The following is a 22455-nucleotide window of genomic DNA, read 5'->3' as shown; positions in this document are numbered from 1 at the left end:
TAAGGCGTCCTTCCCTGCATTTCCGGATCGGTTCAGTGGCGGAGGGGGTGGGTGAAGCTGGTGGACGGGTCACTTGGTGTAGAGGGACTCGATCTCCGTGGCGTAGCGCTCGGCGATGGGACCCCTGCGTAGCTTCAAGGTGTGGGTGAGCTCGGGGCAGCCGGGCTCCCACCAGGTCGGCAGGATGGCGAAGCGCTTGACCTGCTCGACCCGGGACAGGCGCTGGTTGCCGGCGTCGATGCCGTCGGCGATGGCCTGGCGGACGTCGGGGTGGGCGGCCAGGGACGGAAGGTCGGCGTCGAGGGCGTGGCCGGCGGCGAAGCCCTTGAGCACCTCGGGTTCCAACAACACCAGGGCGACGTTGTACGGGCGGGCGTCGCCGATGACGACGAGCTGGCCGATGAGGGGGCAACCGGCCTTGATGGTGTTCTCGATGGTGCTGGGCGACATGTTCTTGCCGCTGGAGTTGATGATCAACTCCTTCTTGCGGTCGATGATGCGGACGTAACCGTCGGGGTCCATGGTCGCCACGTCGCCGGTGTGGAGCCAGCCGTCGGAGTCGAGGGTGGCGGCGGCATGGGTGACGGCGCCGCGGTAGCCCTTCATCACCAGGGCGCCGCGGACGAGGAGTTCGTTCTCGTCGCCGAGGCGGAGCTCGACGCCGGGAATGGCGGGGCCGCAGGTGCCGAAACGGTTGGCGTGCGGGGGATTCAAGGTCGCAAGGCCGCAGACCTCGGACATGCCCCAACCCTCGGACAAGGGAATGCCGATGGCATTGATGAACTCGACGGCGTCGGCGGTGATGGGGGCGGCACCGCAGAGGGCGTAACGGATCTGGTCGAAGCCGATCATCGCCCGCAACGGGGCAAGGGTGCGCTCGTCGGCGGCACGGTAGCGAGCCCGCAACTGCTCGTCGGGGTTCTCGGTACGCACGAAATCGAGTCCTAGGCGGACGGCCTGGGTCAACGCCGCCTTGCGGGCCTGGTTGACCTCGCCGGCGATCATCGCCTCGACCCCGGCCCGGATGTTGTACCAAACCTGAGGCACGGCACCGAAGATCGTCGGGCGGCATTCCACCAGGGCGGCCAGCACGGCGCGGCGGTTGGCCACGCACGTCACCTGGAGACCGGTGACGATCTGCGTGTAATGGGTGCCCCAACGGTCGGCGACGTGCGCGTGGGGCAGGAACGAGATGATCCGGTCGTTGTGGTCGGCCGGCAGCACGGACTCGGCCGCGGACACCGCCGCGATCATGTTCCGGTGGCTGAGCTCCACCCCTTTGGGCGGCCCGGTCGTCCCGGACGTGTAGATCAACGTCAACACGTCGTCAGGTTCGACGGCCCGCCAGGTGGCCTCGAAGTCGAAGTCGTCGGGCGTCCGCGTCTCGAGCGAGGCCAAGCCGATGGTGCCGGAAGGGGCAGCGTCCACGCAGACCACGTGTTCGACCGCCGTGCCGTCACGGCCGGCCAGCACGGCGGGCAGGAACTGCTCCTCGCAGATCACCACGCGGTTGCCGGCGTTGCCGACCAGGAACTGGATCTGCTCCGGAGACGAGGTGTTGTACAGCGAGAACGGGGTGGCGCCGAGGTGGAACACGGCCGTGTCGACCAGGTGGAACTCGGGGCGGTTGACCATCATGAGGGCGACGGTGTCGCCACGGCGCACGCCGAGCGAGGCCAATCCGGCGGCGATGTGCCGCACCCGGTCGGCGTACTCGCGCCAGGTGACGGTGACCGCGTCGGCCGGGGTGCGCAGCGCCACCAGGTCGGGATGCTTGGCCGCCGTCGCCTGGAACACGGCGCACAGCGTGCTCATATCGGTCCTCGACCCCCGATCCCGTTCGCCTCCCCCAAGCGCAATCGCGTTGACGCTAACAGCTCCCCTGATTGGTGCCAATCAACGCGTCCGAGTGCCGCGGGGCTGGTGGCCGACCGGTCGCGGTGATACAAAGAGAAGAAATCGTCTCACCGTTTCGGGAGGCGGCCATGGACCTGGCCGGACCGGGCTCGCTGCACTGGCGCCACGCCGGTGACAACCGGGTGCTGATGCTGCTCGTACGGGTCGGCCTGCTCCAGCTCATGCATCCCGGCCTCGGCGCCGGGGTGAAAGATCATTCCGACTTCTTCGGCGAGCCGTGGGAACGGATCATCCGCTCGGTGCCGCAGATACAGGGCGTCACCTTCGACTGGCCGGACGCGCGCCGGACGGCCGAACAGATCACCGCCTATCACCTCGACATCAAGGGCACCGACGAGCAGGGCAGGCGCTATCACGCGCTCGACCCGGAGACGTATTTCTGGGCCCATCTCACGATTTTCGACACGATGATCCGCGCGATCGAGCTGTTCGACCACCGGCTGAGCGACGACGAGAAGGCCCAGCTGTACGCCGAGACCCTGGCCGGCTACCGCCTCTACGGCGTCAGCGACCGGTTCGCCCCGGACGACTGGGCCGGCTACCAGCGGTATCTGGACCGGATGTGCCGTGAGGGGCTGGAGGTGACGCCGGTGGCCAAGGGGCTGCTGGCCTTCGTCGAGCAACCGCCGGAACGCTTCCCGCTGGTGCCGGCCCCGCTGTATCGCCTGGTCAAACGCCCGTTCGGCAAGTTCCTGTGGTGGGTCAACCGCGGCACCCTGCACCCGGCGATCCTGATGCGCATCGGCGCCACCTGGACCGAGCGGGACGAGCGCCGGCTGCGGATCTTCGCCCGGATCGTGCACCTGCTGTGGCCGCTGGTGCCGTACCGGCTGCGCTACTCGCCCCGCTCCCGGGCGGCGATGAAACGGGTCGCCGGTGCCGGTTGACGACGACCTGATCCTCGACGCGGCCGTCGACGAACTGCGTGACTACGGCTTGAAGCGCACCAGCGTGGACAACGTGGCCCGCCGCGCCGGCCTGTCCAGGGCCACCGTCTACCGGCGGTTCGAGAGCAAGAACGTGCTGGTCCAAGCGGCTTTGGTACGGGAGAGTGCCCGGTTCTTCGGCGAGATCGTCGCGGCCATCGGGCCGCTGCCGACGGCCGAGGAACGACTGGTCGAGGGATTCGTGGTGGGGCTGCGCAAGGTTCGCACCGACGCCCTGCTGACCCGGCTGCTGGTCAGCGATCCCGAGGAACTGGTGCCGTACCTGACGCTGCGCGGCGCGGGCGTGATCGCCGCGGCCAGCGAGTTCCTGGTGTCGCAGTACGCGGAGGTCGGCGGGACCATGACCCGCGATCCCCACGTGCTGGCGGAAATGCTGGTACGGCTGGCGATTTCCTTCACGCTCACGCCGGACGGCTCGATCGCCGTGGCCGATGACGACGCCGTCCGGGACTTCGCCCGCGGCTACCTGGTACCGCTGATGTCCTGATCGGATCTGGTGCCGCCGCGCCCCGAATGCCAAGGTGGGCGCGAACGAGGGGAGTGGCCATGGCCGAGGTGTGCGTGATCGGTGCCGGCTCGTCCGGCATCGCGGCGGCCCAGGTGTTGCAGGCGCGCGGCATCGACTTCGACTGCTACGAGGCGGGATCGCAGGTCGGCGGCAACTGGCGGTACCTCAACGACAACGGCATGTCGTCGGCCTACCGGTCGCTGCACATCAACACCTCCACCCGGCAGATGGAGTACGCCAGCTACCCCATGCCGCCGGGGCTGCCGGCGTACCCCAACCACTTCCAGATCGCGCGGTACTTCGACGATTTCGTGGACCACTTCGGGCTCCGCGACAAGATCGCCTTCCGCACCGAGGTCACGGCCGTCGTCCCCAAGGATGGCGCTTACGACGTGACGATCAAGGCCGACGGCGAGGAACGAACCCTGCGCTACCGCTCGGTGATCGTGGCCAACGGGCACCACTGGGATCCGCGGGAGCCGGAATTCCCGGGCGAGTTCACCGGTGAGCGCGTGCATTCCCACTACTACAAGACCTTCGATCCGTACGTGGGCAAACGTGTTGTCGTGCTGGGCATCGGCAATTCGGCCTGCGACATCGCGGTCGAACTCTCCCGCGTCGCCGATCGCACGTTCCTGGCCATGCGCCGCAGCGCCCACGTGCTGCCCAAGTTCCTGTTCGGCATTCCGACCGATCACCTGACGACCTCACCGCTGGCCCGTGGACCGCTGTGGCTGCAACGGCTTTCCATGCAAGCAATGCTCGCTTTGACGCGTGGCAGCGTGACCAAATACGGTCTGCCCGCGCCGGATCACAAGGTGCTGGCCGCCCATCCGACCGTGTCCGACGACATTCTCACCCGCGTCGGCCACGGCGATGTCACGGTGAAACCGAACATTGCTCAATTCGACGGCTCGACGGTCGTTTTCACCGACGGCAGCAGGGAAGAAGTCGACGCCGTCATCTACTGCACCGGTTACCGCATCACTTTCCCGTTCCTGGCCGACGACGTCATGGCCACGGCCGACAACGAGGTGGAGCTGTATCACCGGGTGGTGCCGGTCGACCGGCCCGGGCTGTACTTCCTCGGCCTGATCCAGCCGCTCGGCGCGATCATGCCGCTGGCCGAGGCTCAGGCCCACTGGATCGCCGACCTGATCGAGGGCACGGCCACGCTGCCGCCGGCAGCCGAGATGCGCCGCGAGATCCACCGCTACCGGGAGCGGATGCGCCGCCGCTACGTGGCCTCCAAGCGTCACACGATCGAGGTGGACTTCCAGGAGTACCTGGCCGACCTGAAACGGCTCCGGCGTATGTTACCGTCGAGTAACTCGACGGGCGCTGGGAGCTGATGATGGCCGATCTCGATCAGTTGGTGTCGCTGAGCGTGAAGGTGACCGGGCATGTCGCCGAGGTGACCCTGCTCGGGCCGTCCAAGGGCAACGCCATGGGCCCCGACTTCTGGCGCGAGCTGCCGCTCGTCTTCGGCGCGCTGGACGCGGACCCGCAGGTCCGGGCCATCGTGCTGACCGGCAGCGGGGCCAACTTCTCCTACGGCCTCGACCTGCCGGCCATGATGCCCAGCTGGGCCGAGCTGCTCGGGGCCGACCCGGCGCTGGCCGAGCCGCGGACCCGCTTCCTGCACGACCTGCGCCGCCTCCAGGACTCCGTGACCGCGGTCGCGGCCTGCCGCAAGCCGGTCATCGCGGCCGTGTCGGGCTGGTGCATCGGCGGCGGCGTCGACGTCATCGCGGCCGCCGACATCCGCCTGGCCAGCGCCGACGCCAAGTTCAGCGTGCGCGAGGTCAAGGTGGCCATCGTCGCCGACCTGGGCAGCCTCCAGCGGCTGGTCGGCATCATCGGCGAGGGCCACCTGCGCGAGCTGGCCTTCTCCGGCCGGGACATCGACGCCCGCCGGGCCGAGAAGATCAACCTGGTCAACGACGTCTACGAGACCCAGGACGACGTGCTGGCCGCGGCCCGCGCGCTGGCCGAGGAGATCGCGGCCAACCCGCCGCTGGTCGTGCAGGGCGTCAAGGATGTGCTCGACACCGCCCGCGCCCCGCAGATCGCCGCCGGCCTGCGCTACGTCGGCGCCTGGAACTCGGCCTTCCTGCCCAGCAAGGACCTCGGCGAGGCGGCGGCCGCCTTCTTCGAGCGCCGCCCCGAAGTTCAACGGAGAGTGACGCGTCAGCCGTTACGGTCCGGACCAGCCTTGTCCAGGCTGATCCGGACCAGGACCCGCTGGTCGCGGACCATCGCCGCGCGGTAGTCGTCCCAGTCGGGGTGCTCGCCGGAGACCCGCCGGTAGTACTCGACCAGGCCGTCCATCGCCTCGGGCAGGTGCACCACCGACGCGGTGCCCTCGACCTGGATCCAGCGGCCGAAGAACTGGTCCGGCAGCACGCACACCGCCACCCGCGGCTCGCGCAGGATGTGCTTGAGCTTGTACGCGGTCTCCCTGGTGCTGACCACCACGTAGCCCTCGTCGTCAACGTCGACCGTCACCGGCGACATCTGGGTCGAGCCGTCGGCGCGGGTGGTGGCCAGCACCGCGTGGTGCTGGGTGCGGATTACGTCCCTGGCTTCGTCAAGATCCATGCCTGCTCCAACCGTCGTGGTCCAGGACACATTCCCTACGCGAGGGCCTGCGACACCACCTGGCGGGCCTCCTGCTGGATGCGGGCCAGGTGCTCGTCGCCCTGGAAGCTCTCGGCGTAGATCTTGTACACGTCCTCGGTGCCGGACGGCCGGGCCGCGAACCAGCCCGACTTGGTGGTGACCTTGAGGCCGCCGAGCGCCGCACCGTTGCCGGGGGCCTCGGTGAGGCGCTGCTCGATCGGCTCGCCGGCGAGCTCGGTGGCGGTCACCGCGGAGGGGAGAGCTTGCCCAGCTTGGCCTTCTCCTCACGGCTGGCCGGCGCGTCGACCCGGGCGTAGCTGGGTGCGCCGAACTCGTGGACCAGCTCGGCGTAGCGCCGGCTGGGCGACTTGCCGGTGGTCGCGGTGATCTCCGCGGCCAGCAGGCACAGCAGCAGCCCGTCCTTGTCGGTGGTCCACACGGAGCCGTCGCGGCGCAGGAACGACGCCCCGGCGCTTTCCTCGCCGCCGAACGCCACCGAGCCGTCGAGCAGGCCCGGCACGAACCACTTGAAGCCCACCGGCACCTCGACCAGCCGGCGGCCGAGGCCGGCCGTCACGCGGTCGATCATGGACGAGCTGACCAGCGTCTTGCCGACGGCCGCGTCGGCCGCCCAGCCGTCGCGGTGCCGGTACAGGTAGTCGATGGCCACGGCCAGGAAGTGGTTGGGGTTGAGCAGGCCGGCGTCCGGCGTGACGATGCCGTGCCGGTCGGCGTCGGCGTCGTTGCCGGTGGCCAGGTCGAACTCGGCGCGGCGGCCGATCAGCGAGGCCATCGCGTTGGGGGACGAGCAGTCCATCCGGATCTTGCCGTCCCAGTCCAGGGTCATGAACCGGAAGGTGGCGTCCACCAACGGGTTCACCACCGTCATGGCCAGGCCGTAGCGGTCGGCGATCTCGCCCCAGTAGGCCACGCTGGCCCCGCCCAGCGGGTCCGCACCGATGCGCAGCCCGGAGGACTTGATCACGTCCAGGTCTACGGCCGACGGCAGCGCGCCGACGTACGCGTCGAGGAAGTCGTACCGCCCGGTGGTGTCCGCGGCGAGCGCTTTCGCGTAGGTCACTCGCTTCACGCCGGCCAGTCCGGCGGCCAGCAACTCGTTGGCGCGGTCCTGGATCCAGCGCGTCACGTCGGTGTCGGCCGGGCCGCCGTTGGGCGGGTTGTACTTGAAACCGCCATCACGTGGGGGATTGTGCGACGGCGTGATGACCACGCCGTCAGCCCGATCGCCGCTGTTGCCGGTGTTGTGCGCGAGGATCGCGCGGGACAGCGCCGGGGTCGGCGTGTAGCCGTCGCGGCTGTCGATCAGTACCCGGACATCGTTGGCCGCGAACACCTCCAGCGCGCTGACGAACGCCGGCTCGGACAACGCGTGCGTGTCCTTGCCCATGAACAGCGGACCGGTGATGCCCTGCCCGGCGCGGTACTCGCAGATCGCCTGGCTGGTGGCGAGAATGTGGTCCTCGTTGAACGCCACCGACAGGGCCGAGCCGCGGTGCCCGGAGGTGCCGAACGCGACCCGCTGCTCGGGCACGGACGGGTCCGGATGCTCGGCGTAGTAGGCGGTGACGAGCTTGGCCAGGTCGACCAGATCGGACGGCGCAGCGGGCTGTCCGGCCCTGGGATCCACCGACATCCGGGCTCCTTCTGGGTAGGCGCTGTGCGGCTGTCGCATTCTCTCACCCCGGCTCACTCTGACGGCGGTGTTCCGTCGCGCCCGGATGCAATCAGGTAACTACGGGGAGTCCGAACGAGGAAGGACGTATGAGCAGACCTGGACGCCGCGGCCGTGCGACCATCGAGGACGTCGCCAAACTGGCGGGGGTGTCGCGGCAGACCGTGTCCCGGGCGGTCAACGACATGGCCGAGATAACCCCCACCACCAAGCAGCGGGTGCTGGAGGCGGTGCGCACCCTCGGCTACCGGCCGAGCCGGTTCGCCCGCGGACTGGTCAAACAGGACACCACGACCATCGGCCTGATCATCTCCGACCTGGTCAACCCGTTCTTCCCGGAGGTCGCGGCCGGCGTGCTGGCGGCGGCCGAGCACCGCGGCTGGCACGTGGTCGTCTGCGACACCCAGTACTCGCTCGAACGGGAGCTGGCAGCGCTGGAAGTGCTGTCCCACCAGGCCGACGCGATCGTCGGCTATCTCGGCAATCCCGACGACGAGCTGGAGCGGCACGCCGGCGGGGTGCCGCTGGTGCTGCTGGAACGGCCGAGCAGCTCGCCGCGGCTGGGGTCGGTGCGGATCGACATCGAGGGCGGCGTGCTGGCCGGCCTGCGGCACCTGGTGTCGTCCGGGCACAAGCGCATCGGCATGCTCGACGGGGCGCCGTACCCGTCGCAGGCCGGGCGCCGCCGGCACTACCTGGCCGTGGCCCAGGAGCTGGGGCTGGCCGTCGACGACGGCTGGATCTTCGACTGCGACCACTCGGTGGCCGGTGGCGCGGCGGCGATGGAGGCCCTGCTCGGGGCCCACCCCGACGTCACGGCGGTGTTCGCGTTCAACGACCTGGTGGCCATCGGCGCGGTGCAGGCCGCGCGCGGGCTGGGCCGGCAGGTGCCGGCCGACTGCGCGGTGATCGGCTTCGACGGCCTGGCCCTCGGCGAGCTGGTCGACCCGCCGCTGACCACGCTGCACATCGACAAGCGGCGCATCGGCGAGCTGGCCGTGGAACAGGTCGCGCTGATCCTGTCCGAGCAGACGACCGCGGCGACGCACTGGCCGGTCGTACGCCCCCGGCTGGTGATTAGGCGCTCAGCCTGACGGCATGTCTTGATCGGGCACGGTGCCGGTACGGCATAGTCGACGGTCTATGACCCACGTGTTCGACGCCGTGCTCGATCGGCTGGCCGCGGCCGATCCGGGCACGCTCCGGTTGCGGCAGGCGATCCGCACAGCGGTCAGCGTCATGCTGGCCATCGCCGTCCTGGCGCTGCTGGGGCTGCCCATCACCACGATCATGCTGGGCACCATCGTGGCGATGATGTCGGCGATGTCGGTCAACGACAAGACCGTCCGGGCCCGGGCGATCACGTTCGTGCTGCTGCCGTTCGTGGCCGGCGGGGTGATCACTGCCGGCGCGCTGCTGGAGCCGTGGCCGAGGATCGGCGACGGCGCCTTCCTCGTGATCATCTTCGGGGCCGTCTACCTGCGGCGATACGCCCCGCGCGGCTTCGCCGTCGGCATGGTCGCGTTCATGACGTTCTTCTTCTCGCTGTTCATCCACGCCACTCTCGCGCAGCTGCCGCTGTTGCTGCTGTCGGTGGTGGTGGCGCTGGTCTGCTCGTCGCTGTCGCACTTCGTGCTCGTGCCGCGGCGGCCACGGCTGTCGCTGCGGCGGATCGTCGTCGCTTTCCGAGCCCGCCTCGGCCAGCTGGTGGACGCCGCCGCGCACCTCGTGGAGGCCCCGGACGACCGCCGGCACGAGCAGGTGCGCAAGCGGGTGGCGCGGCTGCACGAGTGCGCGCTGATGATCGAGACGGAGCTGGCCGAGCTGGTCGAGCCGGCCCAGTTCGACCAGTGGCAGCAGGACGTCGTCGACATCGAGCTGACCGGGGAGCGGCTGGCCGTCGCCACCCGGCGGCTGGTGGCCGGCGGCGAGCTCGCGCCGGAGCTGCGGGCCGGCCTGGTCGCCGAGCTCCAGGAGCTGCGGCTGCTGGCCGGCCGGGACCCGCGGCCGGCGCTGGTGTACGAGGACGACCGGTCGATCAGCCGGCTCCAGGAGATCGGCCGGCACCTGGACGCCCTGGACAATCCGCCGCTGGTCACCCGGCTGCGGCGGGCCATCCGCGAGCTGGCCGTCAGCATCACCTCGGCCCGTGCCGAGCTGGAGTCGGACCTGCGCTCCGTGGTCGGCGACGACTACACCGGACGGCATCGCCGGCCGGCCTCGGAGGCCGCGTCGCCGTCGCCCGCGCCGGCCTCGCCGCAGGAGGGGCTGCGGATCACCACCCGGCAGGCCATCCAGGCGGTGATCGGCGCGGGTCTGGCCATCCTGGGCGGGGAGCTGGTGTCGACCCAGCGGTGGTACTGGGCGGTGATCACCGCCTTCCTGGTGTTCGCCAACACCACCTCCCGCGGCGACATCCTCATTCGCGGTTTCCGGCGGACCATCGGCACCCTGCTCGGCATTCTCGCCGGCATGGCCGCCGCGACCCTGGTCTCCGGCCAGAACGCCCTGATCCTCATCCTGATCATCGGCTGCATCAGCCTCGGGGTGTATGTCGTGCAGGTCTCGTACGGGCTCATGACGTTCTTCATGACCACGATGCTGGCCCTGCTGTACAGCCTGATCGGCACCTTCACGCCCGAGGTTCTCGTGCTGCGCCTTGAGGAAACCGTGATCGGCGCGTTGGCCGGCGGTATCGCGGCGGTTCTCGTGCTGCCGACCAAGACCAGGACCATCATTCGCGAGGACGTTGCCGCGGTATTGGCGGCGCTGCGGGTTTTTGTCGGCGACGCCACGGGTCTGCTGCGTGACGCCGACAACGTCGACCTGATCGACCAGTCGCGGGAGATCGACAAGAAGCTGGCCGAGTTGCGCAAGGCGGCCGAGCCGATGACCCACGTGATCAGCCCGTACCGGAATCAGCGCAGCGAACTCCGCCATGTGCTGGCCATTCTCGGCAGTTCCGCCTATTACGCCCGGAATCTCGCCGCCGCGGCCGAGCCGGCGCTGTTGGCCTCCGACGACCGGCTGCCGCGAACCAGTGGCCGTATCGCCGAGAACCTCACCCGGCTGATCGGAGTGGTCGGCGGCGACAAGGGTTCGCCCGACCGCTCACAGGTCGTCGCCGGCGATGCCCTGTCCACCCATGTCCGTCCGCGGCATCTGGCCGAGGGCTTGAACGACGACGATGCCGTCGGCCGCCGGGTCATGGCCAGCTTCGACCATCTCGACGAGCTCGTGGTCGCGCTGGCCCGGCCGTTGGGGCTCGGCGACGACGCCGAGACCGAGCCGGCCGAGGACGTCGACCGGGTCACTTCCCGGCTGCTCGGCCAGGTTCGAGACGGCTCCGGCCAGCCGCTGTCCGATGCCGCCCTCACGCTGGTCGACGGAAAAGGCCGCCAGGTGGGCAAATCCGTGCCGGCCGACGACGGCCGGTACCGGATCGAGGTGCCGGAGAGCGGCACGTACCTGCTGATCGCCTCGAGCCCCGGCCGCCACCCCAGCGCCGACCTGGTCACCGTCGGCACCGGCCCGGTGAGCAAAGACGTTGTCCTGGACGAGGAACGCGACGCCTGGCGCTGAAGTCGTGACAGCCGTCATGGGGTGACCTCTCGCGGGCCGGGAAGACTCGCCCCATGAATCGACGACAGAGGTGGGGAACCGTCGCGGCGGCGGTTGTCGTGGCGGGGGCGTTCGTGCTGCCGGCGGTGCCGGCCGAGGCCGCGGTTGCCGCGCCGCCATTGACTTTCGGCATCTATCCGGGCGGCTACGCCGGCGGTGGCTCGACCACCGGCAAGCCCGACGACCCGGCCAAGATCTCCGCCGCGCTGGGCACGTTGCAGCACGGCCGTTCGCCGTTCCTGCTGCGTGACTACATCGGCTGCGACAGCCCGTTCCCGGACGACGAGATGTCCCTGCTGGCCCCGGGACGGCGGCTGGACCTGGTGATCTCCTACACCGGCCAGAGCATGGCCGACTGGCTGGCCTGCCTGCGCACGGAAGTGAAGCGCTACGGCCCGGTCACCGACACCATCTCGGTGACGCTGGAGGAGAACATTCTCCACGACAGCAAGGGTTTGGACGCGTTGGCGCAGGGCGTCGTCGTGGCCAAGCAGGCGGCGGAATCGAACGGCCTGCACCGGTTGCAGATCGGCTTCGACGAGGTCGCGGCCAGCTTCCCGGACGACTCGGGCCAGTGGGTGGACCCGTTCATCCAGTTCTGGCACGACCTGGCCGGCCGGGTCGGGCCGGACTTCGCCCGCTCCGTCGACTTCATCGGCGTCGACCTCTACCCGGACTCCGGCCTGCCCGGCGTGCCGGACACGCCCGAGCTGAGCGACGTGACCGACTTCGTGCACCACACGCTGGATGTCGTGCGGACACAGGAGATGCCGACCGTCGGGCTCGGCCGGAACGTGCCGATCCGGGTGTCGGAGAACGGGTATTCGACGAACACGCCGGCTCGCTCGTCCGCGGACCAGGCCAAGATCCTGACCGGCGAGATCCTGGCCGTGAACGCCGATCGCAAGGCCGAGAACGTGGTCAGCTTCGAGATGTTCGACCTGCGCGACGATGTCACCGGCTCACCGAGCGGGTTCGACAACCTCGGCCTGATGACCGACGACTACACGCCCAAGCCGATGTTCTGGGTGTACGGCGGCCTGATCGCGACGATCGGCCGGCACTGACCACTGCCGCCGGGGGCGGGCTCAGCCCGCTTCCGGCGCTTTCTCGCCCCGGGCCAGTTCCAGCTGCTCCGTGATGGCGGCGACGATCCGCCGCGTGGTCTCGGCGACGACCTCACGCGTCTGCTCCTGGCCCAGCAGATCCGACAGGTCCACCGGCGGCCCGGTGCGGATCACCGTGCGCTGACGTGGAAACAGCTTCGGGAACCTTCCCTTGGGCGGCAACACGTTCTGCGTGCCCCAATGCCCGATCGGCACCACCGGGGCGCCGGTCGCCAGGGCCAGCCGGGCGATGCCGCTCTTGGCCTGCTTCACCGACGGCCAGCCGGCCGGGTCGGCGGTGAACGTCCCCTCCGGGAACACCAGCACGCATTCGCCGTTCTCCACGGCCGTCACGGCATCCCGGTAGGCATCGGTCGCCTTGGACGTCCCGCGGTGCACGGGAATGTGCTTGCCGCCGCTCAACACGCTGCGCACCACGGGGATCTTCCACAGCCCGGCCTTGGCCAGATAGCGCGGAATCCGCCCGTGCCCCAGCACGTACGCCGTCACGGTCACCGGGTCGGCGAACGACACGTGGTTGCTGGCGACCAGCACCGGCCCGCTGCGGGGGATGTTCTCCCCGCCGTGCCAGCGCATCCGCGTGCAGAACATGACGAACGGCCACAGCACGTCGATGGCCAGCCCGTACCAGAAGCCACGGCCGCGCCGCGGCGTCCGACAGGTCAGGACGATCTTGGCCCAGAGGCCGTGCGGGGCGTCGTCGACAGCGTCCGGGATGAGCACAACCGCCACTCTCGCACGATCAGGTGGCCGAGCGGGCCAGATCGTGATGAGACCGTCCACCCTCGACCGCTCGGCCGCCGGTGATCCGGTCGGCGGCCAGCCGCCCCGAGATGAGCACCGGCGGCACCCCCACCCCCGGCGTCGTTCCGCAGCCGGCCAGCACCACGTTGTCGATGCCGCGAAGCAGGTTGCGCGGCCGGAACGGCCCGGTCTGCGCAAACGTGTGCGCGGCGGCGAACGGCGTGCCCGCGGCCAGCCCCTGCCGGGCCCAGTCGGCCGGCGTCAGCAGCCGCTCCATGGTCACCGAGTCGCCGAAGCCGGTCAGCCCGCGCGCCTCCAGCACGGCCACCAGCTCGTCGCGGTAGGCCGTCGCCACCCGGTCCCAGTCGATCGGCGCCAGCTCGAGGTTGGGCGTCGGCGCGAGCACGGACAGCAGCTGCCGCCCCTCCGGGGCGAGCGACGGATCCGTGGCCGTCGGGCGGGTGATCAACAGCGACGGGTCGGTCATCAGCCGGCCGGTCGAGGTGATCTCCTCGAACGTCCGCTTCCACGCCGCCCCGAACGAGATCGCGTGATGCCCCAGCGTGTCCCATGACCGGTCCACGCCGGCGTGCAGCACGAAGGCCGACGGCGACCACGTCAGCGGCACGACCCGCCGCGGCAGATACCCCAGCAGCCGGTACGCCGCCGGCAGATCGGGCGTCAGAACCACTGCGTCGCAAGGGATCCGCTCGCCATGGGTGGTCCGTACGGCCGCGACCCGCGAGCCGATCCGCTCCAGCCACGCAACCGTTGTCCCGTAACGGAATTCCGCCCCGGCCCGGGCGGCCGACGCGGCCATGGCCTCGGGCACGGCCCGCATGCCGCCACGCGGGAAGTACACGCCGGCCACGGTGTCCATGTACGCGATCACCGCGTACGCCGCCAACGCCCGGGCCGGCGGCACACCGGCGTACAGCGCCTGGAACGAGAAGATCCGCCGCAGCCGCCGGTCCTTGACGAAGCCGCCGACCTTCGCCCCGAGGCTGCCGAACGCCCCCATGCCGGCCAGCCGGGCCAAGGCCGGGCTGACCAGGTCCAGCGGCGAGTCGAAGTTGGCCCCGATGAAGCGATCCCGCTCGGCCGCGTACAGCTCGGTCAGCCACCGCCGCAGCCGCCGGTAGCCGGCGGCCTCGTCCGGGCCGGCGACCCGCCGCACCTCGGCCTCCATGGCGTCGGCGTCGCTGTGTACGTCGATGGAGCTGCCGTCCGGGAACCGCGCCACGTACGCGGGATGCAGCGGCACCAGGTCCAGCCGGGCCGACAGCGAGTCGCCGACGGCGTGGAACGCCTCGTCCAGCAGCTCGGGCATGGTCAGCACGGTCGGCCCGGTGTCCAGCCGGAAGCCGTCCACGTCGAGCTGCCCGGCCCGCCCGCCCGGCACCCGGTCGCGCTCGACCACCGTGACCTGCCGGCCCGAGCCGAGCAGGTGCAGCGCCGTGGCCAGTCCGGCCAGCCCGGCGCCGACCACCACGACGTGGTCGGAACGCCCCTTGATGGCCTTCATGTCAGTGGTTGCGCCGGGTCGCGGCGACGGCAAGGCCCGCCAGCTCGGACGCGGCCGGCTCGGCCACCGGCGTCGCGGCCAGCGTGGCCAGGGCCTGGTCGCGCAGCTCGTCGATACGGGACTCCACGGCCGCCACCGCACCCAGGTCGACCAGCAGCGCACGGATCTCGTCCACGGCCGGCTCGTCCAGGTCCTGTCGGCCGATGGCCTCGCGGAGCCGCGCGGCGTTCGCGGGCCGGCGCTGCTCCTCGGCCAGCCGCAGGCCCAGCGAGGCCAGCAGCGTCCGCTTGCCCTCACGCAGGTCGTCGCCGGCCGGCTTGCCCGTCACGGCCGGGTCGCCGAACACGCCCAGCAGGTCGTCGCGCAGCTGGAAGGCCAGGCCGATGTCCACGCCGAACTGCCGCAGCCCCTGCACCAGCCCGTCGCCCGCGCCGGCCAGCACCGCACCGAGGTGCAGCGGCCGTTCCACGGTGTACGCGGCGGTCTTGAGGCGGTCCACGCGCAGCGCCGCCTCGGCCGACTCATCGGCGTGAGCCTGCGTCAGCACGTCCAGGTACTGCCCGGCCAGCATCTCCGTGCGCATCGCCCGCCACGGCTCCAGCGCGCGGCTCAGCTGTCCGGCGCCGAGGCCGGACTCGCGCAGCATGTCGTCGGCCCAGGCCAGCGCCAGGTCGCCGAGCAGCACCGCCGACGCCTGCCCGAACCGCTCGGCCGTGCCGGCCCACCTTGAGGTGCGGTGCAGGTCGGCGAACGCCACGTGCACGGTCGGCGAGCCGCGGCGCACCGCCGAGGCGTCCATCAGGTCGTCGTGCACGAGCGCGCACGCCTGGATCAGCTCCAGGGCGCTGACCGCCATCACCACGGCCTCGGTATCCGCACCGCGCGGGTCACCACCCGCACCCCGCCAGCCCCACCAGGCGAAGGTCGGCCGGATCCGCTTGCCGCCGCCCAGCACGAAGTCGGCCAGCGCGTCCACCGCGACCGCGAAGTTCTCGTCCACCAGCGCGGCCTCGGTGCGCCGCCGGTTGAGGTAGTCGGTCAGGGCCCGCTCGACCAGGCCGAGAAAGCCCGTGTCGCAGGGGTGCAACGCCGTGAGGTCGTCGCTGGGCCGGTCCGACCGAAGCTCGGCCAGAATGCCCGGCTTGCTCATGCCAACCTCCGTCGTGCGCCCTACGCGTGCGTGCTCAACAGTACGTGGCCCGGCCGCCGGGTCCACTCGGAGGCTGCCCCCGTAACCTGATGTCATGACGTCGGTGGTCGAGCGGCTGAGCGGGCCGGAACCGGTGTTCTCGGTGGAGTTCTTCCCACCCCGCGACGCGGCCGATGAGCAGCGGCTTTGGCTCGCGATCAGGCAGCTGGAGGGCCTGGAGCCGGCGTTCATGTCGGTGACCTACGGGGCCGGCGGATCCAGCCGTGACCGGACGATCCGGACCACCGGTCGTGTGGTGCAGGAGACGTCGCTGTTGCCGATGGCACATCTGACGGCCGTGGACCACTCCGTGGCCGAGCTGCGCAACGTGATCGGCTGGTACGCCGCGGTCGGGGTGCGCAACATCCTGGCCGTGCGGGGCGACCCGCCCGGTGACCCCAACGGCGAGTGGATCAAGCACCCGCAGGGGCTGACCTACGCCGAGGAGCTGGTCGCCCTGGTCAAGCAGCTGGGCGACTTCTGCGTCGGGGTGGCGGCCTTCCCGTACGGGCATCCCCGGTCCACCGACCTCGACCAGGACACCGAGAACCTGGTGCGCAAGTTCCGGGCCGGCGCCGGCTTCGCCATCGCCCAGCTGTTCTTCGAGGCCGAGGACTTCCTGCGGCTGCGCGACCGGCTGGCCGCCCGCGGCTGCGACGCCCCGCTTCTGCCGGGAATCCTGCCGATGACCACGGTCCGCACGCTCAACAAGACCGTCGAGCTGTCCGGCGCCCCGGTGCCGCCGGCCCTGGCCCGGCGGCTGGATCCGTTCGCCGACGACCCGAAGGGCTTCCGCGCCGCCGGCATCGACGTGGTGACCGAGCTGGCCCAGCGCCTGATCGACGAGGGCGTGCCGGGCGTGCACTTCTACACGTTCAACATGTCCAGGGCGACCACCGAGGTGGTCGAGCGGCTGGGGCTGCTACCGGCCCGGGCATGATCGTTCACCCGGGTGATGCCACCCGGGCCCGTCACACGGGTGAAGTCGCTGGTCAGCGGGCGACACGCCGTGCGATCGAAGTGTCACTCAATGGGGTCGTCACCGGGCGAAGTTGCTCCGTTTGGCGGTAGTTTCCACGCCTGCACGGCTTCGGCGTTATCGCCGGTGCGGTGTCTTCATGAAGAAGCGGTGCAACCCAAGGAGTGTGGAGTCCGTGCTGAAGAAAGCCGGAATGATCGCGGGCGTCGCGGCCGGTCTGATGATCGTCGGCTCGCCGGCGTTCGCGGACGCCCCGAACCTGGTCATGAGCGACGGCGGCGACACGCAGGTCACGCACTACGTGCCGATCCAGGTCAACTGCAACGCTGTGCCGATCTCCTCCGAGGAGTACGTGGACGGCTGCGGCAGCACGGCCAACGCCTCCAACGTGCTCGGCGGCGGCGGCGACCTGCAGGAGACCGACTACCTGCCGGTCCAGATCGTGAACAACACGGTGCCGATCAGCAGCTACCTCGAGTACCTCGGCGGCAACGCCGACAACAGCTCGAACACCGCCGGCTGAGTCTGCCGACGAGAAACGGGGCGGGCCCTTCGGGGCGCGCCCCGTTTTCGCGCGTCTTGGTCCTCGGGCAGCCCAGCTCAGCGCCGCACCCGCAGGCTGCGCCGGTGCGCCCGCAGCGCCAGCACGCTGACCACCAGCACCGACCCGATCAGCAGTGCGCCCACCAGCACCGACCACCGCATCCACGCCGCCGTGGCCAACGTGGACAGGTCGGACGTGGCCGACAGCGAGGTGATCGACCCCGGCTGCGGATGCCAGGTCACCGTGTCGTCGTCGACCGACCCGGTCGAGCTGGTCACGCCGGCCGGGAAGGTGATCCGCAGCTCCACGTCGGCGTGATCGGCCGGCACCGTGCGCAGATCCACCGAGCCGGTGAAGTAGACCAGGTCGCCGACCCGGCGCAGCAGCAGCTGGTAGTTGCTGCTGGCCGCGCTCGACCCGCCGACCAGCGTGGTGAACTGGTCGAACTCCATGTTGGCGAACGACAGCTGGGTCCCGACGTAGCCGTCCGCGCTGTACGGCTGGACCAGCACGTCCTCGCCGAGATCGGACGGGATCGACAGCTGCGGGCCGTGGTCGTCGGGCGAGGCCGGCACGGTCGCGGCGATCATCGTGCCGGACACCTTGAAGTCGCCGGACACGGTCAGGTCGGCGCGGGCCCGGACACAGCCCGTCAACATCACCAGGGCGGCCGTGAACGCGAGCGAGAGCCCGACAATTCGGGGGAACGGCCTGGCCACACGCCTCGACAGCACCGGGTCATCCTGCCAGCCGGACCCGGTTTCCCGGCGGATCACCGCCCGAAGGAGCTACGGGGCGTCGCGGCGGCCGGGTAGCGTTGGCGACCATGTCATCCACCCCACGAGGCGTGCATCAGCTGAGCGACGACTTCGTCGCGGACTACGCCGCACTTGACCCGAACGCGGCGACCCACCTCGGCATCACGGGGTACGACGAGGAGCTCACCGACTACTCGCCCGATGGCCACGAGAGCCGGGCCGAGCTGACCGCCCGTGCGCTGCGGGAGATCGGCGCGGCGACCCCGGCCGACGACTCGGAGCGGGTGGCGCAGGCCGTCTTCCTCGAGCGCAACGGCCTTTCCCAGGAGTTCCGCGACGCCGGGCTGGACCTGTCCTCGCTGAACGTGATCGCCAGCCCGGTGCAGGACCTGCGCCAGCTGTTCGACCTGATGCCGACCGACACCCCCGAGCAGTGGGCGACCATCGCCACCCGGCTGAGCAAGGTGCCGGAGGCGCTGGCCGGGCTGCGCGCGTCGCTGGCCAAGGCCGCCGACCGCGGCGTGGTGTCGGCGCTGCGCCAGGTCACCCGCGTCGCCGAGCAGTGCGACACCTGGGCCGGCCTCAGCGGCGGGACCTCGTTCTTCGGCGCCATGATCGCCGGCGCCGAGGTCGACGACACGCTGCGCACCCGCCTGGAGACCGGGGCCAACGCCGCCGCCCAGGGCTACGCCGACCTGGCCACGTTCCTGCGTACCGACCTCGCGCCGAAGGCGCCGGCCAAGGACGCCGTCGGCGTCGACGTGTACCGGCTCAACTCGCGCTACTTCACCGGCGCCCGCCTGGACCTCCAGGAGGCGTACGAGTGGGGCTGGGCCGAGTTCGCCCGTATCGAGTCGGAGATGAAGGAGGTCGCGGGTCGTATCCGTCCCGGCGCCTCCCTGGCCGAGGCCGCCGCGCTGCTCGACGCCGACCCGCGCTACCAGCTGCGGGGCCAGGACGAGCTGCGGGACTGGATGCAGCGGCTGTCCGACAAGGCTCTGTCCGACATGCGCGGCGTGCACTTCGACATCCCCGACCCGCTGATGCAGCTGGACTGCAAGATCGCGCCGCCCGGCGGCGGCGTCGGCGCGTACTACATCGGCCCGACCGACGACTTCAGCCGGCCCGGCGCGATGTGGTGGTCGGTGCCGGCCGACCGCGAGGAGTTCTCCACCTGGCGGGAGACGACCACCGTCTACCACGAGGGCGTGCCCGGCCATCACCTCCAGTTCGCCACCGCGGTGTACCGGGCCGAGCAGCTCAACAAGTTCCAGCGGCTGATGTGCTGGGTCTCCGGGCACGGCGAGGGCTGGGCCCTGTACGCCGAGCGGCTGGTCCGCGAGCTGGGCTACCTCGACGACGACGGCGACCTGCTCGGCATGCTCGACGGCCACCTGTTCCGGGCCGCCCGCGTGATCATCGACCTCGGCATGCACCTGGAGCTGGAGATCCCGGCCGGCACCGGGTTCCACGATGGCGAGCGCTGGACCCCCGAGCTGGGCCTGGAGTTCATGCTGACCAGGACCATCACCGACCCGGCCCACGTGCGCGACGAGATCGACCGCTACCTGGGCTGGCCCGGGCAGGCGCCGTCGTACAAGCTCGGCGAGCGGCTGTGGCTGGCCGCCCGCGACGAGGCCCGCGCCCGGCACGGGGATGCCTTCGACCTCAAGGCGTTCCACAAGCAGGCCCTCGACATGGGCTCCATGGGCCTCGACGCCCTCCGCGACCGCCTGGCCCAAATCTGAGCCAGCTTCATCTTTCGCTGGGAAGGGGCCTTCCTGCACTCCGAGTGCAGGAAGGCCCCTTCCCAGCGTCAGGACGGGTCGATCGGGAGGGGGCGGCCGAGGACGGCGAAGGGGCGGGGGTCGCCGGCGAAGTGGTAGTGCCGCAACACGTCCTGGAAGCCGACCCGGCGGTACAGCCGCCACGCGCGGGACGGGCCCTCGGGCGTGGACAGCAGCACCCGCTCCGTGCTGACGGCGTCGAGAAGGCTGCGCAGCAGGCGCTCGCCGATGCCACGGCCCTGCGCGTCCGGCGACACGTGCAGCTCGGTCAGTTCGAAGTAGTCACGCATCCACTCGTCCACCGCGGTCGGCGTGGACACCGCCGTGAGACCGCGACGGACCTGCTCGTGCCACCACTGGCCGGCGGCGCCGCGGTAGCCGTAGCAGATGCCGACCAGCGCGCCGTCCTGGTCCAGCGCGCCGACGCAGCGCCAGCCCGCCCGGATCATGTGCGCCAGCCACATCGGGGCCCGCTGCTGCGCGGTGCCGCTGGGGTAGCGCATCGCCGTCACGTACAGGTTGAGGGCCTCGGGCAGCCGGGCGCGCAGCGTCTCGGCGCTGAACTCGACCAGGCGCTCGGTCTGTGAGGCTGTCATCACTGCTCTCCGGACACGGTCGCAGGGGTGCCGCCGGTGACGGCGACCAGCTCGTCGAACGTCGTGGGGTAGACCCCGTTGGGGTGCCCCGCGGCCGCCCAGACCACGTCGTACTCGGCGAGATGCACGTCCACCAGGGTACGGATTTTCGCCGGGTGGCCGATGGGGGAGACGCCACCGATCACCTGACCGGTGTGCGTGCGGACCGAGTCCGGGTCCGCGCGGCGCACCTTGGCCACGCCGACCAGTTCGGCCAGGCGCTTCGTGTCGGCCCGGTGCGCGCCGGACGTCAGCACCAGCAGCGGCTGGCCGTCGGCGAGGAAGAACAGGCTGTTGGCGATCGCGCCCACCGGTACCTCCACGGCGTCGGCCGCCGCGGCCGCCGTGCGCACGGCGTCGTCGAGCACGCGGATCCCGTCGGCCGCCCTGGTCGCCCCGGCCGCGCGCAGCGCGCTGCGCACCGTGCGCACCCCTGGGTGCTCCTGATCGCTCACACGAGTTATGACACCACGGCTGCGCCGTCCGAGGGGAAGTGACCCCTGTTCCCGCGCGGGCTTGAACCCGTCGTCGAGTACGCGCTATTCTCGAAGTATCGAACAGACGTTCGATACGAGCCGCCGGCTTCCCCACGGCGGAGACGTCGAGCCCACGACGCCGCGAGGAGGCCGCTGATGTCTGTGCCCGTTCGTCTTCCCGAGTCGTTCCTGGTGTCGGCCCCGCCCAGGTCCCGACTCCGCGCGGTTCCGTCGCCCGGCGCGTCGCCGACGGCCCGGACGCTGCTGGCGCAGGCCCGGCAGGGGTTGCTCCAGGCCGAGCACGAGCCCGACGCCGCCGAGCGCTACGTGCGGGCGCATCTCGCCGCGCTGCGCGCCGCCGCCGCCGTGCTCGCGCTGCGGGGTCGGCCGCACCGGACCCGGACCAAGCCCATGAGCGCGTGGGTGCTGCTGGCCAAGGTGGCGCCCGAGTTCGCCGAGTGGGCCTCGTTCTTCCAGTCCTGCGCGTCCACCCGGCACGCCGTCGAGTCCGGCATCACCCGTCTGGTGTCCGCCCGCAGCGCCGACGACCTGGTCCGGCAGACCGGCCAGTTCGTCGAGCTCGTCGACCGTGCCGTGCACGGGGCGGGGCGGTGACCGGCCGGGCACTCATCGACCACGACAGGTTGCTCGACGTTCTCGTCGCCGAGGGGGAGCTGATGGCCGACACGGCCGACGGCGCCCGGCCGGACCTGCCCATTCCCAGCCGGCCCACCACCACCCTGGCCGACACCATCCGCCATGTCGGCGGCGTCTTCCGGATGGTCGCCGCCCGGCTGCGCGGCGGCAACGGGCCGGTGCGGTGGCAGAGCGAGCCGCCGCCCGGCGGCGCTCTGGTCGAGTTCCTGCGTGGCGGGCTGCACGAGCTGGTCGATGAGCTCCAGTCACATCCCGCCGACGAGGTGTGCGCCAGTTGGTGGCCGTTGGACCAGACCTACGGGTTCTGGCGCCGTCGGATGGCCCATGAGGCCACCATGCACCGGATCGATCTCCAGTCGGCGACCGGGATCGAGGTCTTCACGGTCGACGAGGACGTCGCCGTCGACGGCGTCGACGAGGCTCTGACGCTGTGGTTCGCCCATCGCCTCTCGGTGATCGGCGTCTCCGGCAGCTCCGAGTTCAAGGTCGCCGTCCGGGCCGGTGGGCGGACGTGGCTCGTGTCGTCCCACGGGGACAACAAGGCCGCTTGGCGGGCGTCGCCCGCCGACACCAAGTCCGTGCAGGCCACCGTCACCGGTGAGCCCATGACCGTGTACCTGTGGCTGTGGGGGCGGTTGCCCTTCACCGCCGTGCGGATCACCGGCGACATGGACGCCGTGGCCGCGTTGTGGGCCTTGCTCCGCCTGGCGACGCATTGAGACAGGT

At 70.8% G+C, this 22455-nt stretch carries 21 protein-coding genes and 1 pseudogene; 12 read left to right on the top strand and 10 right to left on the bottom strand.

The window, feature by feature from the left end:
• Nucleotides 1-69 precede the first annotated feature (69 nt).
• Nucleotides 70-1815, bottom strand: a complete 1746-nt coding sequence (locus M3Q35_RS23630) for an AMP-dependent synthetase/ligase (protein ID WP_273934423.1) — start codon at nucleotides 1813-1815, stop codon at nucleotides 70-72.
• Between the two features lie 170 nt (nucleotides 1816-1985).
• Between M3Q35_RS23630 and M3Q35_RS23625 the strand changes: the two genes are divergently transcribed.
• From M3Q35_RS23625 to M3Q35_RS23610, 4 genes and pseudogenes are all read left to right on the top strand, one after another.
• Entirely contained in the window at nucleotides 1986-2804 is an 819-nt protein-coding gene (locus M3Q35_RS23625) for an oxygenase MpaB family protein (protein WP_273934421.1), read from the top strand.
• Complete coding sequence (locus M3Q35_RS23620) at nucleotides 2794-3351, top strand: TetR/AcrR family transcriptional regulator (protein WP_273934419.1); 558 nt, start codon at nucleotides 2794-2796, stop codon at nucleotides 3349-3351. The genes M3Q35_RS23625 and M3Q35_RS23620 overlap by 11 nt, the downstream gene beginning before the upstream one ends.
• 59 nt (nucleotides 3352-3410) lie before the next feature.
• A complete protein-coding gene (locus tag M3Q35_RS23615; protein ID WP_273934418.1) occupies nucleotides 3411-4724 on the top strand; it encodes a flavin-containing monooxygenase in 1314 nt (437 codons plus the stop codon).
• Nucleotides 4724-5558 (top strand): annotated as a pseudogene (locus M3Q35_RS23610) (crotonase/enoyl-CoA hydratase family protein). The gene M3Q35_RS23615 and the pseudogene M3Q35_RS23610 overlap by 1 nt, the downstream one beginning before the upstream one ends.
• Before the next feature lie 4 nt (nucleotides 5559-5562).
• On the opposite strand, the gene M3Q35_RS23605 reads toward M3Q35_RS23610, so the two are convergent.
• Genes M3Q35_RS23605 through pgm form a run of 3 tightly spaced genes read right to left on the bottom strand, consistent with a single transcriptional unit; the run spans nucleotide 5563 to nucleotide 7648 of the window.
• Entirely contained in the window at nucleotides 5563-5973 is a 411-nt protein-coding gene (locus M3Q35_RS23605; protein WP_273934414.1) for a PPOX class F420-dependent oxidoreductase, read from the bottom strand.
• A gap of 35 nt (nucleotides 5974-6008) precedes the next feature.
• A complete protein-coding gene (locus M3Q35_RS23600; protein WP_273934412.1) occupies nucleotides 6009-6242 on the bottom strand; it encodes a hypothetical protein in 234 nt (77 codons plus the stop codon).
• Nucleotides 6239-7648 carry a phosphoglucomutase (alpha-D-glucose-1,6-bisphosphate-dependent) gene (gene pgm / locus M3Q35_RS23595; RefSeq protein ID WP_273934410.1) on the bottom strand — a complete coding sequence of 470 codons (1410 nt, stop codon included), beginning with the start codon at nucleotides 7646-7648 and terminating at the stop codon, nucleotides 6239-6241. The genes M3Q35_RS23600 and pgm overlap by 4 nt, the downstream gene beginning before the upstream one ends.
• 128 nt (nucleotides 7649-7776) lie before the next feature.
• Between pgm and M3Q35_RS23590 the strand changes: the two genes are divergently transcribed.
• From M3Q35_RS23590 to M3Q35_RS23580, 3 genes are read left to right on the top strand one after another with little or no spacing between them, the layout of a single operon-like run.
• Nucleotides 7777-8781: a LacI family DNA-binding transcriptional regulator gene (locus M3Q35_RS23590; RefSeq protein WP_273934408.1), complete on the top strand. Its 1005-nt coding sequence runs from the start codon at nucleotides 7777-7779 to the stop codon at nucleotides 8779-8781.
• 49 nt (nucleotides 8782-8830) lie between these two features.
• On the top strand, nucleotides 8831-11269 hold the full coding sequence (locus M3Q35_RS23585; RefSeq protein ID WP_273934406.1) for an FUSC family protein: 2439 nt from the start codon (nucleotides 8831-8833) through the stop codon (nucleotides 11267-11269).
• A gap of 53 nt (nucleotides 11270-11322) precedes the next feature.
• Nucleotides 11323-12375 carry a hypothetical protein gene (locus M3Q35_RS23580; protein WP_273934404.1) on the top strand — a complete coding sequence of 351 codons (1053 nt, stop codon included), beginning with the start codon at nucleotides 11323-11325 and terminating at the stop codon, nucleotides 12373-12375.
• 21 nt (nucleotides 12376-12396) lie between these two features.
• Here M3Q35_RS23580 and M3Q35_RS23575 read toward each other — a convergent pair whose 3' ends face one another.
• The 3 genes from M3Q35_RS23575 to M3Q35_RS23565 are packed head-to-tail and all read right to left on the bottom strand — an operon-like array spanning nucleotide 12397 to nucleotide 15791.
• Nucleotides 12397-13167 (bottom strand): lysophospholipid acyltransferase family protein, encoded by a 771-nt coding sequence (locus M3Q35_RS23575; RefSeq protein WP_273934403.1) that lies wholly within the window; start codon nucleotides 13165-13167, stop codon nucleotides 12397-12399.
• A 10-nt stretch (nucleotides 13168-13177) separates the two neighbouring features.
• Nucleotides 13178-14704, bottom strand: a complete 1527-nt coding sequence (gene crtI, locus M3Q35_RS23570; RefSeq protein WP_273934401.1) for a phytoene desaturase family protein — start codon at nucleotides 14702-14704, stop codon at nucleotides 13178-13180.
• Between the two features lies 1 nt (nucleotide 14705).
• Entirely contained in the window at nucleotides 14706-15791 is a 1086-nt protein-coding gene (locus M3Q35_RS23565) for a polyprenyl synthetase family protein (protein ID WP_379794338.1), read from the bottom strand.
• A gap of 157 nt (nucleotides 15792-15948) precedes the next feature.
• Between M3Q35_RS23565 and M3Q35_RS23560 the strand changes: the two genes are divergently transcribed.
• Together M3Q35_RS23560 and M3Q35_RS23555 are read left to right on the top strand one after the other, a co-directional pair.
• Nucleotides 15949-16833, top strand: coding sequence for a methylenetetrahydrofolate reductase (locus M3Q35_RS23560; protein WP_273934397.1), 885 nt, complete (start codon nucleotides 15949-15951; stop codon nucleotides 16831-16833).
• 214 nt (nucleotides 16834-17047) lie between these two features.
• Entirely contained in the window at nucleotides 17048-17395 is a 348-nt protein-coding gene (locus M3Q35_RS23555) for a hypothetical protein (protein WP_273934395.1), read from the top strand.
• Between the two features lie 77 nt (nucleotides 17396-17472).
• On the opposite strand, the gene M3Q35_RS23550 is transcribed toward M3Q35_RS23555, so the two are convergent.
• Nucleotides 17473-18150 (bottom strand): DUF3153 domain-containing protein, encoded by a 678-nt coding sequence (locus M3Q35_RS23550; protein ID WP_273934393.1) that lies wholly within the window; start codon nucleotides 18148-18150, stop codon nucleotides 17473-17475.
• 92 nt (nucleotides 18151-18242) lie between these two features.
• Here M3Q35_RS23550 and M3Q35_RS23545 point away from each other — a divergent pair, with 92 nt between their 5' ends.
• Complete coding sequence (locus M3Q35_RS23545; protein ID WP_273934391.1) at nucleotides 18243-19922, top strand: DUF885 domain-containing protein; 1680 nt, start codon at nucleotides 18243-18245, stop codon at nucleotides 19920-19922.
• A 68-nt stretch (nucleotides 19923-19990) separates the two neighbouring features.
• Here the strand turns inward: M3Q35_RS23545 and M3Q35_RS23540 are convergent, their stop codons facing one another.
• Together M3Q35_RS23540 and M3Q35_RS23535 are read right to left on the bottom strand one after the other, a co-directional pair.
• A complete protein-coding gene (locus M3Q35_RS23540; RefSeq protein ID WP_273934389.1) occupies nucleotides 19991-20557 on the bottom strand; it encodes a GNAT family N-acetyltransferase in 567 nt (188 codons plus the stop codon).
• Nucleotides 20557-21051: a YbaK/EbsC family protein gene (locus M3Q35_RS23535; protein WP_273934385.1), complete on the bottom strand. Its 495-nt coding sequence runs from the start codon at nucleotides 21049-21051 to the stop codon at nucleotides 20557-20559. The genes M3Q35_RS23540 and M3Q35_RS23535 overlap by 1 nt, the downstream gene beginning before the upstream one ends.
• 177 nt (nucleotides 21052-21228) lie before the next feature.
• Here M3Q35_RS23535 and M3Q35_RS23530 point away from each other — a divergent pair, with 177 nt between their 5' ends.
• Nucleotides 21229-21687 (top strand): SAV_6107 family HEPN domain-containing protein, encoded by a 459-nt coding sequence (locus tag M3Q35_RS23530; protein WP_273934383.1) that lies wholly within the window; start codon nucleotides 21229-21231, stop codon nucleotides 21685-21687.
• Nucleotides 21684-22448, top strand: a complete 765-nt coding sequence (locus M3Q35_RS23525) for a maleylpyruvate isomerase family mycothiol-dependent enzyme (RefSeq protein ID WP_273934381.1) — start codon at nucleotides 21684-21686, stop codon at nucleotides 22446-22448. Before M3Q35_RS23530 ends, M3Q35_RS23525 begins: the two co-directional genes overlap by 4 nt.
• Nucleotides 22449-22455 lie beyond the last annotated feature (7 nt).

The organism is Kutzneria chonburiensis (genome assembly GCF_028622115.1).
GTDB lineage: Bacteria > Actinomycetota > Actinomycetes > Mycobacteriales > Pseudonocardiaceae > Kutzneria > Kutzneria chonburiensis.
Note: the sequence above shows the minus strand (reverse complement) of the source record. Positions and strands in the feature narration are given on the sequence as shown.

Bases quoted from the DNA above. Each gene is read 5' to 3' on its own strand.
- M3Q35_RS23615 (WP_273934418.1), top strand. From the start codon at position 3,411: ATGGCCGAGGTGTGCGTGATCGGTGCCGGCTCGTCCGGCATCGCGGCG.
- M3Q35_RS23590 (WP_273934408.1), top strand. From the start codon at position 7,777: ATGAGCAGACCTGGACGCCGCGGCCGTGCGACCATCGAGGACGTCGCC.
- M3Q35_RS23585 (WP_273934406.1), top strand. From the start codon at position 8,831: ATGACCCACGTGTTCGACGCCGTGCTCGATCGGCTGGCCGCGGCCGAT.
- M3Q35_RS23545 (WP_273934391.1), top strand. From the start codon at position 18,243: ATGTCATCCACCCCACGAGGCGTGCATCAGCTGAGCGACGACTTCGTC.
- M3Q35_RS23580 (WP_273934404.1), top strand. From the start codon at position 11,323: ATGAATCGACGACAGAGGTGGGGAACCGTCGCGGCGGCGGTTGTCGTG.
- M3Q35_RS23540 (WP_273934389.1), bottom strand. From the start codon at position 20,557: ATGACAGCCTCACAGACCGAGCGCCTGGTCGAGTTCAGCGCCGAGACG.
- M3Q35_RS23560 (WP_273934397.1), top strand. From the start codon at position 15,949: ATGACGTCGGTGGTCGAGCGGCTGAGCGGGCCGGAACCGGTGTTCTCG.
- M3Q35_RS23605 (WP_273934414.1), bottom strand. From the start codon at position 5,973: ATGGATCTTGACGAAGCCAGGGACGTAATCCGCACCCAGCACCACGCG.
- M3Q35_RS23630 (WP_273934423.1), bottom strand. From the start codon at position 1,815: ATGAGCACGCTGTGCGCCGTGTTCCAGGCGACGGCGGCCAAGCATCCC.
- M3Q35_RS23625 (WP_273934421.1), top strand. From the start codon at position 1,986: ATGGACCTGGCCGGACCGGGCTCGCTGCACTGGCGCCACGCCGGTGAC.
- M3Q35_RS23530 (WP_273934383.1), top strand. From the start codon at position 21,229: ATGTCTGTGCCCGTTCGTCTTCCCGAGTCGTTCCTGGTGTCGGCCCCG.
- crtI (WP_273934401.1), bottom strand. From the start codon at position 14,704: ATGAAGGCCATCAAGGGGCGTTCCGACCACGTCGTGGTGGTCGGCGCC.
- pgm (WP_273934410.1), bottom strand. From the start codon at position 7,648: ATGTCGGTGGATCCCAGGGCCGGACAGCCCGCTGCGCCGTCCGATCTG.